The 13,548-nt window shown below is 39.2% G+C and carries 14 protein-coding genes; all 14 read right to left on the reverse strand.

Annotated features, from left to right (window positions below; genetic code table 11):
• Positions 1-14: 14 nt before the first annotated feature.
• On the reverse strand, positions 15-602 hold the full coding sequence (locus GWJ05_RS04055; RefSeq protein WP_373364698.1) for a phosphate propanoyltransferase: 588 nt from the start codon (positions 600-602) through the stop codon (positions 15-17).
• A 56-nt stretch (positions 603-658) separates the two neighbouring features.
• Entirely contained in the window at positions 659-1,162 is a 504-nt protein-coding gene (locus GWJ05_RS04060) for a BMC domain-containing protein (RefSeq protein WP_036934506.1), read from the reverse strand.
• Between the two features lie 13 nt (positions 1,163-1,175).
• A complete protein-coding gene (cutD, locus tag GWJ05_RS04065; RefSeq protein WP_036934507.1) occupies positions 1,176-2,126 on the reverse strand; it encodes a choline TMA-lyase-activating enzyme in 951 nt (316 codons plus the stop codon).
• Between the two features lie 100 nt (positions 2,127-2,226).
• Positions 2,227-5,655 (reverse strand): choline trimethylamine-lyase, encoded by a 3,429-nt coding sequence (gene cutC / locus GWJ05_RS04070; protein ID WP_036934510.1) that lies wholly within the window; start codon positions 5,653-5,655, stop codon positions 2,227-2,229.
• A gap of 56 nt (positions 5,656-5,711) precedes the next feature.
• Entirely contained in the window at positions 5,712-6,860 is a 1,149-nt protein-coding gene (locus GWJ05_RS04075; RefSeq protein ID WP_036934512.1) for a 1-propanol dehydrogenase PduQ, read from the reverse strand.
• 7 nt (positions 6,861-6,867) lie between these two features.
• Entirely contained in the window at positions 6,868-7,131 is a 264-nt protein-coding gene (locus tag GWJ05_RS04080) for a EutN/CcmL family microcompartment protein (RefSeq protein WP_036934514.1), read from the reverse strand.
• 26 nt (positions 7,132-7,157) lie between these two features.
• Positions 7,158-8,825: an acetaldehyde dehydrogenase (acetylating) gene (locus GWJ05_RS04085; RefSeq protein WP_052038437.1), complete on the reverse strand. Its 1,668-nt coding sequence runs from the start codon at positions 8,823-8,825 to the stop codon at positions 7,158-7,160.
• Between the two features lie 73 nt (positions 8,826-8,898).
• Positions 8,899-9,177, reverse strand: a complete 279-nt coding sequence (locus GWJ05_RS04090; RefSeq protein ID WP_006536328.1) for a BMC domain-containing protein — start codon at positions 9,175-9,177, stop codon at positions 8,899-8,901.
• A gap of 14 nt (positions 9,178-9,191) precedes the next feature.
• On the reverse strand, positions 9,192-9,476 hold the full coding sequence (locus GWJ05_RS04095) for a BMC domain-containing protein (RefSeq protein ID WP_006536329.1): 285 nt from the start codon (positions 9,474-9,476) through the stop codon (positions 9,192-9,194).
• Positions 9,477-9,496: 20 nt separating this feature from the next.
• Entirely contained in the window at positions 9,497-9,775 is a 279-nt protein-coding gene (locus tag GWJ05_RS04100) for a BMC domain-containing protein (protein ID WP_004249182.1), read from the reverse strand.
• A 739-nt stretch (positions 9,776-10,514) separates the two neighbouring features.
• Positions 10,515-11,033 (reverse strand): FidL-like protein, encoded by a 519-nt coding sequence (locus GWJ05_RS04105; RefSeq protein WP_036934516.1) that lies wholly within the window; start codon positions 11,031-11,033, stop codon positions 10,515-10,517.
• On the reverse strand, positions 11,033-11,887 hold the full coding sequence (locus GWJ05_RS04110) for a transcriptional regulator (protein ID WP_036934519.1): 855 nt from the start codon (positions 11,885-11,887) through the stop codon (positions 11,033-11,035). The genes GWJ05_RS04105 and GWJ05_RS04110 overlap by 1 nt, the downstream gene beginning before the upstream one ends.
• A gap of 26 nt (positions 11,888-11,913) precedes the next feature.
• The gene (locus GWJ05_RS04115; RefSeq protein WP_036934524.1) at positions 11,914-12,501 is read right to left on the reverse strand and encodes a TetR/AcrR family transcriptional regulator; all 588 of its coding nucleotides are present in this window, start codon (positions 12,499-12,501) and stop codon (positions 11,914-11,916) included.
• 367 nt (positions 12,502-12,868) lie between these two features.
• Positions 12,869-13,480 carry a hypothetical protein gene (locus tag GWJ05_RS04120; protein WP_161681091.1) on the reverse strand — a complete coding sequence of 204 codons (612 nt, stop codon included), beginning with the start codon at positions 13,478-13,480 and terminating at the stop codon, positions 12,869-12,871.
• Between the last annotated feature and the right edge of the window lie 68 nt (positions 13,481-13,548).

Below are 13,548 nucleotides of genomic sequence, written 5' to 3' on the forward strand. Positions count from 1 at the left end.
GTCACCTCATTGTCTTAGCTGACAATAAATACGCTATCGTTGTTACGAAGCCCTGCAGCATTAGCTTCATCAGTATCTATATGAAATTCCAAAGCGAATTTTTCATTAACACGAACAACAACTTCATCAAAAATCAGGCTACGCTCACCCTCTGTTTTAACGTGTACTTTTTGCCCATTGGTGACATTTAACATTCTGGCGTCAATTTCACTCATATGAATATGGCGTTGAGCACAGATCACTTGCTCTTGTAATTCAACATGACCCGCAGGCCCCATTAATACAGCTTGACCTGAACCGACTAAATCACCTGATTCACGTACTGGTGCTTTTACACCTAATACAAAACAGTCTGCTTTTGAGATTTCTAATTGACTTTGTGGACGAACCGGCCCTAAAACTCGAACTTTACTGATTGAACCTTTTGGTCCCACAACAATCACACACTCTTTTGCTGCAAACTGACCCGGTTGTTTAAGATCTTTAAACGGGGTGAGTTGATAACCTTTGCCAAATAACGCTTCAACATCTTGTTGTGAAAGATGCACATGACGATTAGAAATACCAACAGGGATAGCCACTCCTTGCGTTTCTCCCAACATCACTCCATGAACGGGCAAGCGAGAGAGAATTTTTCCCATGAGTTGTTGATTAATCATTATTTTTTACCTTTACGGCTTTCAGGTTTGATCTCTTTTTTACTGTTTTGTGCTTTATCTGTTACAGCTTTAGTTTCAGAAGCAATATTTTGAGCCTTCAAATCTGCAACGGCTTTTATGGCCTCTAGCTTCTCAACTTCGTTTTTAACAGGAGCTTCAACGATTGTTTCAACAACTTTTTCAATAGCCGCCTCTTGCACTTTTTCAGCAACAATAGGGGCTTTTTTCTTACCTTTAACTGTAAGCAGTTTAGTAATAACGCTTGGCTCTGGTCTTGCGATAACCAATGAACCAATCACCAGCTCTTTTTGACTCACCACATCAACGCCATGATCAATTGCTGTTCTTACTGCACTGATCTCTCCCTGAAAACAGATTGATACCAAACCAGATCCCACTTTTCGGTATCCGATAATTTCCACGTTTGCTGCTTTACAAGCTGCATCTGCCGCTTGAATGGCTGCGGTTAACCCTCGTGTTTCAATCACACCTAAACTGTTCATCTTTCTCTCCTACTTAATGACGGACAAGACGGATATCGAAATCAAATTTCTTAAAGAAGTTTTCTAAACTATCTAACTCTTCTGGCGTATAACTAGGATCGGTTTTTATTGGGTAGATCATTTCCAATTTTTCGTATTTATTACGCCCAAATTGATGATAAGGAAGGATATCAATACGCTGAATATTGCCACGTTTTGATAGCTCCATGGCGTAATTAATGGCTCCTGTAATTGCATCATAAGAGTCGTTATAACCTCGTACTAAAGGCATACGAATTACCACATTGGCACCGAGATCCATTAAACGTTCTAAATTACGACGGACATTTTCATTACCAACGCCAAACAACGCTTTATGCTGAGCAGTATCAATGTGTTTGATATCAATCAGAAATTGATCAACGACTTCCGCTAATTTTTCATAATTCGTCACATTAGTGGTCGCTTGCGTTTCTACCGCGGTATTAATCATCATCTTTTTACATTCACGTAAAAGCGCAACCGCAAAATCCGTTTGTAAGCTCATTTCACCACCACCAATGGTGACGCCACCGCCGGAAGATAGGTAAAAGTCATAATCTTGCATGATGATTTTCATTAGCTCAGAAACTGAAACATCTTTTCCCATAATATCAAGGGCATCAGAGATACAGACGTCTTCACATTTACGACAACCAATACAATCAACAGCGCGATCAACACGATGAACTTGTTTACCACTTTCATTGGTTGTCATGTAGTGCACACCTGCTGGACAAACATCAACGCATTTACCGCAATCTACACATTTGTCGTGAGAGTACATCACCTGAAATTCACTGCTGAGACCTTCTGGATTGGAACACCAAGGGCAGCGGATATTACAGCCTTTTAAAAAAACGAGAGTACGAATACCATCTCCGTCATAAATAGAGTATTTCTGGATATTAAATATCCGCCCTCTTATTTCTGCCGCCGTCTCCATCTTTACGCCTCCAAATCTGCATCAAACATCCCTGTTCGATAAATTTAAATCTTGTCTCGTCGATTAAAAGGGATAGCCTGAGCCATCCCTATGGCTGTAATTAAAATTTTTCAATCACAGTACGACTGATAATTTCATCCTGAACTTCTTTACATAATTCAACGAAGTAAGCACTGTAGCCAGCAACACGGACAATTAAGTCACGGTATTTTTCAGGCTCTAATTGCGCTTTTTTCAGTACTTCATTATCGACATAGCTAAATTGCATCTGGCCGTTACCCAAAATGGAAGCCGTTCTTAATAAGGTAATTAAACCTTGGCGACCTTCATTGGTATCTAACAATCCTTTCAGGAATTTGAAGTTATGAACCATACCGATGTTCATAGTTTCCACATTCATCTTACTGATTGATTTAATGATTGCTGTTGGGCCATGTTTATCCGCACCTTGTGTTGGGCTGATACCATCTGATAATGGTTTCCATGCCAAGCGACCATTTGGAGTAGCAGCGGTTAACTCACCAATAGGTGTATTGTTAGAGATAGAGAGCGTACCGTGGCTAAATGTGGAATAGAGCATTTTGTATTTACGACATTCACGCTCTGTCCATTCCGTAATATCTAACGCATATTGGTCAACAACATCGTCATCATTGCCAAATTTCGGTGCATTTAAGCAGTCACGTAATAACTCGTCGTGGCCTTCAAAATTCGCTAATAACGCATCACGAATTTGCTCTAAGGTGTATTTTTTATCTTCATAAACTAATTTGCGAATAGCCGCCATTGAGTCAACATAAGTCGCTAAGCCAGAGAAAATCAGGCCTGGACCATGGTTAACCATTGCACCACCTGCGGTCACGTCTTTACCTTGTTCCATACAACCTTCAACAAGCAGAGACATTAATGGTTTTGGTGCAATATCACGGTGAACACGTTGACTTATTACGGTACCAATCGCAGATAAACGTATGATATGAGCAACTTGCTCTTTCACTGCTCTATCAAAATCATCATAAGTCCGCAGATCACGTAAATCGCCAGTATCTAGACCTTGATAGCTATCAAACAGCACCATACGACCACGGTTTAAAACAAATTCAATCGCAATAGGCCATTGGGTGTAACCCGTTGATGTCCACTGATAAATACGGCCTGATTTTTGTGGTTCAACACACCCCATCAAGCAGTAGTCACGCGCATCTTCAAAATCGAAGCCTTTACGCAACATCATCTTGATATGAGAATCATCGAAGTGACATGCAGGGAAGCCCATACCTGCTTTAACCACATCTACAATTTTTTCCATGTATTGCTGTGGTGATTGGTTATGAATACGACATGCTAATGATGGTTGATACACTTTTACAAAACGTACAGCATCCATAATTAGGTACGTTAAATCATTACACGCATCGCCACCTGTACGTTTTTGTCCACCAATGGTTAAGTTGATAAATGGCTGATAACCAGCAAAATATTTCGCTCCTAACTCACTCGACATCCACATTAATTCAGCACATTTGATGATAAAGGCTTGCATCATTTCCAGTGCTTGTTCACGCGTTAAACGGCCTGATTTGATATCGTTTTCATACATTGGGAAGCAGTATTGGTCTAAACGACCTAAAGAAAGACCTGTTTGGTTTTCTTCTACTTCAAACAGTGACTCAACCGTCCAGATACTTTGCAGTGCTTCTTGCAGTGTTTTTGGTGGATTAGCAGGTACGTTTTCGTTGACTTCAGCAATCGTCAATAACTCTTCACGACGTTGAGGGTTGCTCTCTTTTGATGCTAATTCACGTGCATGTTCTGCAATGCGATGGGCGTAAGCAATCACACCTTCACAGCTTTCAATAGACGCTTTATAGAAGTAGATACGGTCAATATCAGCCGGATTTTCCATGCTTAATTCAGCCAGTTTTGCTTGCGCATCGGCTTTAATACCGTTCATACCTTTGGTGAAAAGTAGTACGTCATAACCAGGGCAAGTATCGCCACCACCATTGATTTGGTGATAAGAAAGATCACTCACAAAGGTTTCACCACTAAATTCCCACACACCCGCTTCACGGTATTGTGCTTCACAGATCTCATCCAGAGAACGCCCTTCCCAGAATGGAACAATCTCTTCGCGAATGACTTTTTTGTCTTCTTCTGAAATTTGGAATGGATCTTGTGGACGTGTGCTCATAGTATCGAGTTCATCACGAACCCAACGCCATGCAATATCAGGAGAGAAAGCGCCAGCACGCGGTTTACCACAAGGATGACCAACAATCAGCTCTTCATCTTGAATTAAAATAGGTGCAGTTTCACAAGCGCGACGGAATGCTTTTGCTCGTAGTAAAATTGGCGGTAAACCTGGGTTATTACGAACAATCTCAGTAAATGCTAACGCTCTGTAGATAGAAACGCTTGGACGAGCTTCTAAATAACGGTTACGTAAACGTTGTAAGCGAGGCGTTAAACCTTCCATCACTTTGAATTCGCTCGCGTCTGCCGTTGGTGCAACAACACTCGCTAAAGGTGCAGCATATTGTGGCTGTGAATTCATACGGCCGTTGTATAAACGCACTTGCAGTGAACTGTGTAAAGTTGACAAGTTAGCGCGAGCTGATAGCAACATTTCTGATAATTCGTTAATGCTGATACGTGGATCGTTGATATCAACACCTTGCGTCATGGCATCAAACATTGGATAACCATCAACTTCTTTGGTCGCACGTACTTCTGAAAGCTCAGCTAATTTCAGCCACACACTTTCAACAATTTCATACGCTTGTGCTTGTGTTAAACGACCTTGGTCGAGATCACGTTGATAAAATGGATAAAGTGCTTTATCAAATCCCATTGGATTAATGGCATAGCTACCATTTTCCAGATGTAAGACTAATTGCAATAAATAAAATACTTGAACCGCTTCTTTAAAGGTTTCTGCTGGTTTTGCAGGTACTTTACGTAATACCGCTGCACTATCTAATAATTCTGCTTTACGGTATGGGTTACCTTCCATTGCAGCTAAATTCTCTGCTTTTGCAGACAGAATTTGTGCAAAATACAGTGCTGCATCACATGCATAAATAGCTGATTTACAGTAATTAGCTTCATCAATACTGCTACGATTTACGGCACTACCAATGCTTCTAATTCTGTCTTCAAGCTGCGCTTTGATGGCTAAGAAACCTTGGTTTACCACCAGCATATAATCAGGTGATGCAACGCTATTATTAATACTTAAGAAACGGTAGATAGAGTCGCTACGCACTTCATCTTCAGTGTGAAAAATCGCACCGCGTGGTGTTGATGACTGACTGCCGATAATCAATTCATCTTGTGCAATGTAGCTTGGAAAATGACGAATAAATTCATAAAAACGTTGCGCAGGTTTAATTGCTTGGGGCACTCCTGCAATGCTGTTGTCTAATGAATCAAAAATGGTTGCACGCTCTGTGCTGATGGAACTATTACGTGAAACTAAACGTTCTGCCAGCATTTTTACGCGTGGCGTCAAAGAATATTTGGCCATGTGAGGCTCTCCTGATGTTCTTTACTTGACCTAATCGGTATTCATTCGGTTGAGCATTAACTGTGTGATACACCGGCAAATGCCTGACGATACAATGTTTCTAATTGGTGTGTGTTTACGTCACGCGGATTTGTCGGCGTACAGCTATCTCGTAAAGCCTGTCCGACCATTTCCGTTAAACGGGCATAAAAGTCCGCTTCACTGACACCGGTATCGCGAATACTCTTCGGCATACCCATTTCATCTTTCAATACATTAATGGCGACGATTAAACTGGTTACCCCTTCTCTTACTGTGTTAGCCGGAAGTCCTAAGCTTTGAGCAAGATAGGCGTAACGTTTTGCTGCTTCACTATTACAATCACCATGAAGATTGGCGTTAAAGGCGACGACATGTGTCATCAATAACGCATTTGCACGACCGTGAGGAACGTGGAATACACCACCTAATGCGTGGGCAAGACTGTGAGTAATACCCAACGAAGCGTTAGTAAATGCCATGCCTGCAATACAAGATGCGTTATGCATTTTTTCGCGAGCAAATAAGTTGTCGCCTTGATGATGACAATCAATAAGATGGCTAAACACTAACTTGACGGCTTTCTCTGCCATTGCATCAGAAAAATCAGAAGCAGCTTTAGAAACATACGCTTCGAGTGCATGGCAAAGCACATCCATTCCCGTATCTGCAGTGATCGCAGGTGGTACAGATTTCACCAACTCAGGATCGAGAATGGCGACATCAGGCAACATAAACTCATCAACCAAGACCAGTTTTTCACTGCGTGATTTGATCACTGAAAAAGAGGTCACTTCAGAGCCCGTACCACTAGTGGTTGGGATCGCAATAAATTGTGGTTTTGTTCTGTTGCTCTCTTTACGGGTATGCCAGAGGGAGTACATAACGGCTTTCGCGGCATCAATCACAGACCCACCACCGAGTGCGATAACCAAATCTGGATAATGCGCATCCATGATCTTCATACCACTCACGATGGCTGAAATATCGGGATCTGACGCAACATCATCGTAAACTTGGAACTCAATACCTCGTTGCATTAACTTGTCAGTGACTTTATTTGCAAAGCCAAACTTCACCATTGCTTTATCTGTCACCACAAATGCGCGGCGGGCAGTTAACCCAGAAAGAAAATCCAGTGCATTGGTGCCAAACTGAATTTTGGGTTTTATCAGAAACTCACTCATGTCGTTATTACTCCTTACTGTCCCGATAAACCTTCTCAACAATGGCAACCACTGACATCGCTTTGTAACGTTCTTTGTTCAGTGCGAAGTATTCTTCAGCCAACACAACATCGTTGATACCTGCACCTACACTATCCACTGCAACATACGTTTTGTTCTTCAGTGGCTTAAGCTCATCATCTAAGGTCGCTATCATTAATAAATTGCTCCCTTTAAGTTCTGGGCTTTTTTGTGTCGCTACTACGTGTCCGATTACCTTTGCGAGGATCATGGTTTATATCGCCTTATATCAATGAGTTACTTACTCAGACGTCCGAGAACTTCCTTGATAATGCGTTCCACGTTTTCTTCGGTAATATCACCTTGTTCAATCACTTGTTGCGCGCAAGCACTGACCGTCGTTACATAAGGAGATGCACCAAAGCGATCATCACCTTGAGTTTGACGTTGTGCAGTGGCACATTCAGCATGAACAGGAGTTAAAGAAGGTGAACGAAAACGATCATCATCAAGAATGCTGGTCTGGTGATTTGCACTGGAAACAGAGCAAGCAGAAACAGCAGGTTGAGTAGCTTCTTGTGCTAAAGGGCAAGGTTGTTTCAACTCTTCGACGGTACGCACGCCATAACCTACTTTACGAATATTCAGTAAGTTCATTGGGCCGACGTTGTCAGAGCTAGAACCGCCACCTACAGCCCCACAGCCTAAAGTTAACGCTGGAGTAATATTCGTGGTTGCACCGATGCCACCTAATGCCGCTGGGGTATTAATCAGAATACGGTTAACCGGTTTTTCTAGAGAGAACTGACGAATAACATCTTCATTTTGGGTATGAATCACTAAGGTGTGACCTAAGCCTTCATTAGTCAGTAATTGCACTACGCGATCGCACGCCGATTTCCAATCTTCTTCGATATACATTCCTAAGATTGGGCATAATTTTTCGCGTGAATACGGATTTTTGGGTGAAACGGTATCTTGTAGTGCGATTAATACGCGCGTATTTGCGGGTACACTAAAACCAGCACGCTGACTTAAATAAATCGCATCTTTACCTACAACAGCAGGATTAATTGTGCCGTTAGCACGCAGTAACATGGAAGCCACTTTTGTTGCTTCTTCGTCATTCATAAAGTAAGCACCTTGTGCTAATAGCTCGCGGTGAACTTCGTTATAAATGCAACGTTCAACGATAATGGATTGCTCTGATGCACAGATAACCCCATTGTCGAATGTTTTACTGGTGATGATATCGCTAACTGCTTTTTTGATATCTGCACTTCGTTCGATAAAGGCAGGGCCATTACCTGGGCCACCACTGATTGTCGGTGTGCCTGATGCATAAGCTGCACGTACCATACCTTCGCCACCAGTCGCTAAAATTAATGACACATCTTTGCTGTGCATTAATTCTTTTGTCGCTTCCAGTGTGAGTAATGTCACACCATCAACAATACCTGCTGGAGCACCGGCTTCTAGCGCCGCTTTTTTAACAATTTCTAACGCACGGAAACTGCACTGCTTGGCATTTGGATGCGGAGAGAAAATAATCGCATTACCCGCTTTCAGTGCAATTAGGGTTTTATAGATAATGGTTGATGTTGGGTTAGTTGAAGGAACTAACGCCGTGATAACACCTAAAGGCACGCCGACATCCATGACTTTTTTCACTTTATCGTCATTGATAATGCCAACGGTCTTCATGTCTTTCATATGTTCATACACACGCAATGACGCGAAGGTATTTTTCAGAACTTTGTCTTCCCACTTACCAAAGCCTGTTTCTTCGTTCGCCATTTTTGCCAGCTCTTCTGCGTGACGAGCCGCTTCAAATGCAATGTGTTTTACAATACTGTCGATTTTTTCCTGCGAAAATTTAGCGTAAACAAGCTGTGCATTTTTCGCGTTACGAACTAGCTCACGAGCCAGTTGTCTGGATTGCAAATCTTTATCTAATGCAACCATGTCTTCCCCCATACAGGAGTTAAAAAATTTAGCTGAATAACTTATTTCTTTGATTTACAGCACGCCCGAATAATCAGGCTTTGTGCTGTTGCGCGATTTTCTCGATATCGTTATGCGGTCTTGCAATCACACGAGAAGTCACGACAGTGCCGATACGTTTTGCCGCTTCAACACCTGACTCAACCGCTGCATTTACTGCACCGACATCGCCTTTCACCATGGCTGTCACTAAACCTGAACCGACGTTTTCATAACCAATCAGTTCAACATTGGCTGCTTTGCACATTGCATCAGCAGCTTCAATGCAAGCGACAAGACCTTTGGTTTCAACTAGACCTAGTGCTTCTTTCATATTTATTTCCTTCGTTATTCAGTCACTTTGTACTGGGCAACGATTTTTTGAATATCGTTATGTGGACGAGCGATGACTAATGAAGTCACAACAGTACCAACACGTTGAGCAGCTTCTAAGCCAGATTCCACAGCGGCTTTAACGGCACCTACATCACCTTTCACCATTGCAGTCACTAAACCTGAACCCACATTTTCGTAGCCGATTAACTCAACATTTGCCGCTTTACACATCGCGTCAGCTGCTTCAATACAAGCCACCAGCCCTTGAGTTTCAATAAGTCCTAATGCATCACCCATACGTTCTCCTAAGGCAGAAACTATGCCTTGTGTTTGATAACAATCTTGTTGATGTCATTGTGAGGACGAGCAATCACAAGCGATGTAACAACTTCACCCACCCGTTGTGCTGACTCCACACCTGAATCTACTGCAGCTTTCACTGCGCCTACGTCGCCTTTCACCATCGCAGTCACGAGACCTGAACCCACATTTTCATAACCAATAAGTTCAACGTTCGCGGCTTTACACATAGCGTCAGCGGCTTCAATACATGCCACCAGACCTTTGGTTTCGATCAGACCTAATGCATCACCCATTTTCATTTCCTCCGAGAAGCCGTTTAACGGTTTACGTTTGCCCATTGTGTCTGCGTGGTGATTTTTTAAACGCAGACGTTGGTTTCAAAATCACTATAACGCGCAAAAAATAAAACAACATATAAATCCATGTTATGGAGAAATATAGAATTTAATTCTGATATTTAGTGTTTTTTATCTCAGTATTTATTTAACCATGCTGTTTATTTGCTTTTTTCATCGTTATAAATTGATTAATTTCCACAAAAAATAGATTAAAAAACAGGCAAATTAACTTTGTTAGGAGGATGTTGAAAAGGTGCAAAAAGCCAGTACGTATCGATGGGAAAGATGTGCGGAATATCACTGATATTTCAACGTGAGATCAATAATTAAAAAAGGCTAAATCAAGTCTATATACAAATAGTGCTATTTTTTTGTTGATAACGTATTTATTTCATCTAAGGCTTTACGACAGGTATAAAAAGTAAGAGGGCACTCTTTATCTAACACCTATACATTAGGTGGCCATGCGATAATGAAATGGATAAAGTATCATTTACTGGAAAGCACAAAACTACAACTGAGTGCTCATGCTTATTTAAGGGATGTTTTCAGTCTAAGTAAAAGAGGAAGAATCATCACACAATGACAGAGAAAATAAGTAAAAGAATTGGGTGTAATACATTAGGTCTTAGAGTAATGAAAAGGTGGAAACAGACGTACCACCTTATAAAAACAAGATCGATAATCAGGGTAGTTAATCAAATTTACTACCTGGTTTTAAGGTACAAATATAGAGGGGCGAATTGAGTGAACTTAATAGTAATGTTTTCTCATTAAGTTTTTGTGCATTAATAAATAGCCCATCATGACTATCTGACATTTCACGCATAAAATAATCAAAAATAACATCTGGGGATTCATCAATTGATGATGCACTTGCATTCCATTGACTAACAAAATAGTGTCGTTCTGTCGGTGAAACCCGTTTGGTCGTATAATCAAATTTCACATAACGTTGTAAATACAACCATCCCGCTTTTGAAGTGGTATAACCTTCAACAACAATCGAGCCTTTACCATTAGCACCAAATGAAAAATGAATATTACCATTTACATTTTCATCTTCCATATTTTCAAAGCGCATAATGCCTTTGGTTGAACATACCATGACACCTTCATTTTTAATGGTTAATAATCTTGTTGCAGCATAAGTGGCGACCAAGATAAAAATCAGGGCCGATAAAAAACATAAAAGTTTCCCTGAGATTTTCATTAGTATTTCCAAGAATAGTAAAAGTAATTGTCACAATAACTAAATGGATTATCTTCATTTTTCGCACAATGCGCTAAAAATACTCGCCCTAATCCATTTGTTTGTAATTTATCACCATAGAAAAAAACAAATCGTTCACCTTTTACACACTGTAAATTAAGCTTCTTTCTTACAGCATCAAAATTACGAACATAATTATCGCTTACCGCAGAATTAATCATGGCTTCATTAGAAAGTAATTCACAATCATTATGCGTTAATGGTGTCAGTGAAATTGGCTTTGATTGATGTTGATTAAAAAAGATGATCACGGCAAGAAATACCGCACCTAATAGAAAACCAATGCTAGCTAAATACCAACAAATTTCTGGTTTCTGTTTTTGTTGCGGTGTTTCTTCTTGTATAGGCTCTAAAGGTGTTTGCGTTAAAGATAAAGATGTCGTTGTTTCAACGGCTATTTTATTTTCATTCTTAACTAAAATAGGTGCTTCTTCATTTGTTTGAGTTGAAGGTAACAGCGTTGAATCATCAATGAGTTCAACTGAAATATCTGGATTAAACTCTAATCGCCCTTTTGCAATAGTGACAATGATATTTTCAATACCATAATGGCGAAATGTTTTTCGTAATAAACTCAAATATTGGTTTAAATTACTGTTTGATGAGACTAACCCATTATCATCCCAAACACGTTTTAATACTTCGTCACGATTAACAACACCTGGATGCTGAATAAAATAAAACAGTAACGCATTTGCGGTAATAGAAAGATGTGTATCAACACTCTCTTTTTCTAACGATATCGCGCCATCCGTTGCGTCGTAATAAATTAAGGCATTTATTTTGTATTTCATTGTGCCCTCATTCATCCTGATTAAAATTACTGATTTGCTGTGTTTGCCATATAGTCAAATGTCATTTCAGATAATCTTTCAACTAATGCGTTACGCTCTTCTTGTGAAATCGTAGGGCCTTCTGTTAATTCAGATAACCAAAGACCATCTGCGGCATAACGAATTAATGTACCTAAATAACTATTATCTAATTTATCGCCTTTGGCTAAATGATCTAACATCCAATCTCGCCAGCATTTACGCATAATAGGCTCGTTTGGCATTGCTAAAGATAGTATGGCTAATTGGCGACTTTCGTCTGACTGTTTTAAATCAGAAATATAAGTTAAATATGCGCGAGAAAAACGTCCCGCTTCAATAGGATCATTTTCCATAATAACTGCAATACGACTATCCATAATACCTAATAGCCGTTTAAATACTGCCTGCACTAATTCTAATTTTCCGGGGAAATGATGAAGTAGACCACCTTTACTTACACCCGCTTCTTTTGCTACGGCATTTAAAGAGAGAGAAGCTATTCCTTCATTAGCCACAATAATACTTGCCGCTTCCAATAATTGCTCTTGAACTCGGATAGGGTCTTTTTTTCGGTGATGCGCAGTTGTATTCATGCACAGGATGATACCGACCAGTCGGTATGTTCCTTATTGATCGAAATCAATCTGATTTCGACTGATGCTTATTATATGTAAATAATGCAGTTGACTTCACATTCCTTTATTTCCCAATCAAATTTAATTTAAAAAATTAAACTTATTTTACAAGATTGATCTAAATGATTAATTTAAAAATTAAAGGAATATAAATTTTGATTTTTATCAAAAAATAAATATATTATCTTAATTAAAAAACCAATTTAGAAAAAATAAAGAAATCAATATCTAATTAATTTCTTTATTTTTAATTACGATTATTTTTTCATATGGATCATTATCTCTTTACACTGCTATTTTTTATTAAAAATAGAATCACCACCAGTTAAATGGTGTTAAATTTGGTTTTATTTTTAAGTAAAAAATCCCATAATTCCATAATTTTACTTTCCGTTGGCGGAGTATCATCAATATTTTCTTTAGAAGGAACATCATAAGTATGGTCTTCAAAAGGAATACTATAAATATGGTCTTCAAAAGAAACATTATAAATATGGTCTTCAAAAGGAATACTATAAATATGGTCTTCAAAAGGAATACTATAAATATGTCTTTCAGAAGGTGTATTATGAATCAGTCCTTCAAAAAGAGTATTATAATAAGGTTTATCATTAGATTTAGTCACGAAATAAGCAACCTCACTACATTTATTTTCAATCATGTTTGAATTATTTTCATTTTCACATTTATTTAAAAATTCATTTATAATTTCAAGTGGCCTTTTTATTAGTTCATCCTTATTATTTACAAAGTTTATAGGTGTATGACTAATAAAACTCGGCTCTGTTGTAGCTTGTCTAAAAGGTGTATTACTATTAAATATACCCGTTATACCCGAACTAATATTAGAAAAAAAATCAACAATATTGTTTATTACTTTTCCTGCTCCTATTGTCAGTTGATTCACTGTATCTCTAAATATAGAAGTAATATTCATTATATATCCTTATATTAAAAATAATAAAATTAATCCTTCTAAAATATATTAGTAAATTTAAGAAATTC

Source organism: Proteus sp. G2626, assembly GCF_009915985.1.
In the GTDB taxonomy this organism is placed as follows: domain Bacteria; phylum Pseudomonadota; class Gammaproteobacteria; order Enterobacterales; family Enterobacteriaceae; genus Proteus; species Proteus vulgaris.

Coding starts and splice junctions, on each gene's coding strand:
- GWJ05_RS04055 (WP_373364698.1), bottom strand. CDS start 602: ATGTTGGGAGAAACGCAAGGAGTGGCTATCCCTGTTGGTATTTCTAAT.
- GWJ05_RS04060 (WP_036934506.1), bottom strand. CDS start 1,162: ATGAACAGTTTAGGTGTGATTGAAACACGAGGGTTAACCGCAGCCATT.
- cutD (WP_036934507.1), bottom strand. CDS start 2,126: ATGGAGACGGCGGCAGAAATAAGAGGGCGGATATTTAATATCCAGAAA.
- cutC (WP_036934510.1), bottom strand. CDS start 5,655: ATGGCCAAATATTCTTTGACGCCACGCGTAAAAATGCTGGCAGAACGT.
- GWJ05_RS04075 (WP_036934512.1), bottom strand. CDS start 6,860: ATGAGTGAGTTTCTGATAAAACCCAAAATTCAGTTTGGCACCAATGCA.
- GWJ05_RS04080 (WP_036934514.1), bottom strand. CDS start 7,131: ATGATCCTCGCAAAGGTAATCGGACACGTAGTAGCGACACAAAAAAGC.
- GWJ05_RS04085 (WP_052038437.1), bottom strand. CDS start 8,825: ATGGTTGCATTAGATAAAGATTTGCAATCCAGACAACTGGCTCGTGAG.
- GWJ05_RS04090 (WP_006536328.1), bottom strand. CDS start 9,177: ATGAAAGAAGCACTAGGTCTAGTTGAAACCAAAGGTCTTGTCGCTTGC.
- GWJ05_RS04095 (WP_006536329.1), bottom strand. CDS start 9,476: ATGGGTGATGCATTAGGACTTATTGAAACTCAAGGGCTGGTGGCTTGT.
- GWJ05_RS04100 (WP_004249182.1), bottom strand. CDS start 9,775: ATGGGTGATGCATTAGGTCTGATCGAAACCAAAGGTCTGGTGGCATGT.
- GWJ05_RS04105 (WP_036934516.1), bottom strand. CDS start 11,033: ATGAAAATCTCAGGGAAACTTTTATGTTTTTTATCGGCCCTGATTTTT.
- GWJ05_RS04110 (WP_036934519.1), bottom strand. CDS start 11,887: ATGAAATACAAAATAAATGCCTTAATTTATTACGACGCAACGGATGGC.
- GWJ05_RS04115 (WP_036934524.1), bottom strand. CDS start 12,501: ATGAATACAACTGCGCATCACCGAAAAAAAGACCCTATCCGAGTTCAA.
- GWJ05_RS04120 (WP_161681091.1), bottom strand. CDS start 13,480: ATGAATATTACTTCTATATTTAGAGATACAGTGAATCAACTGACAATA.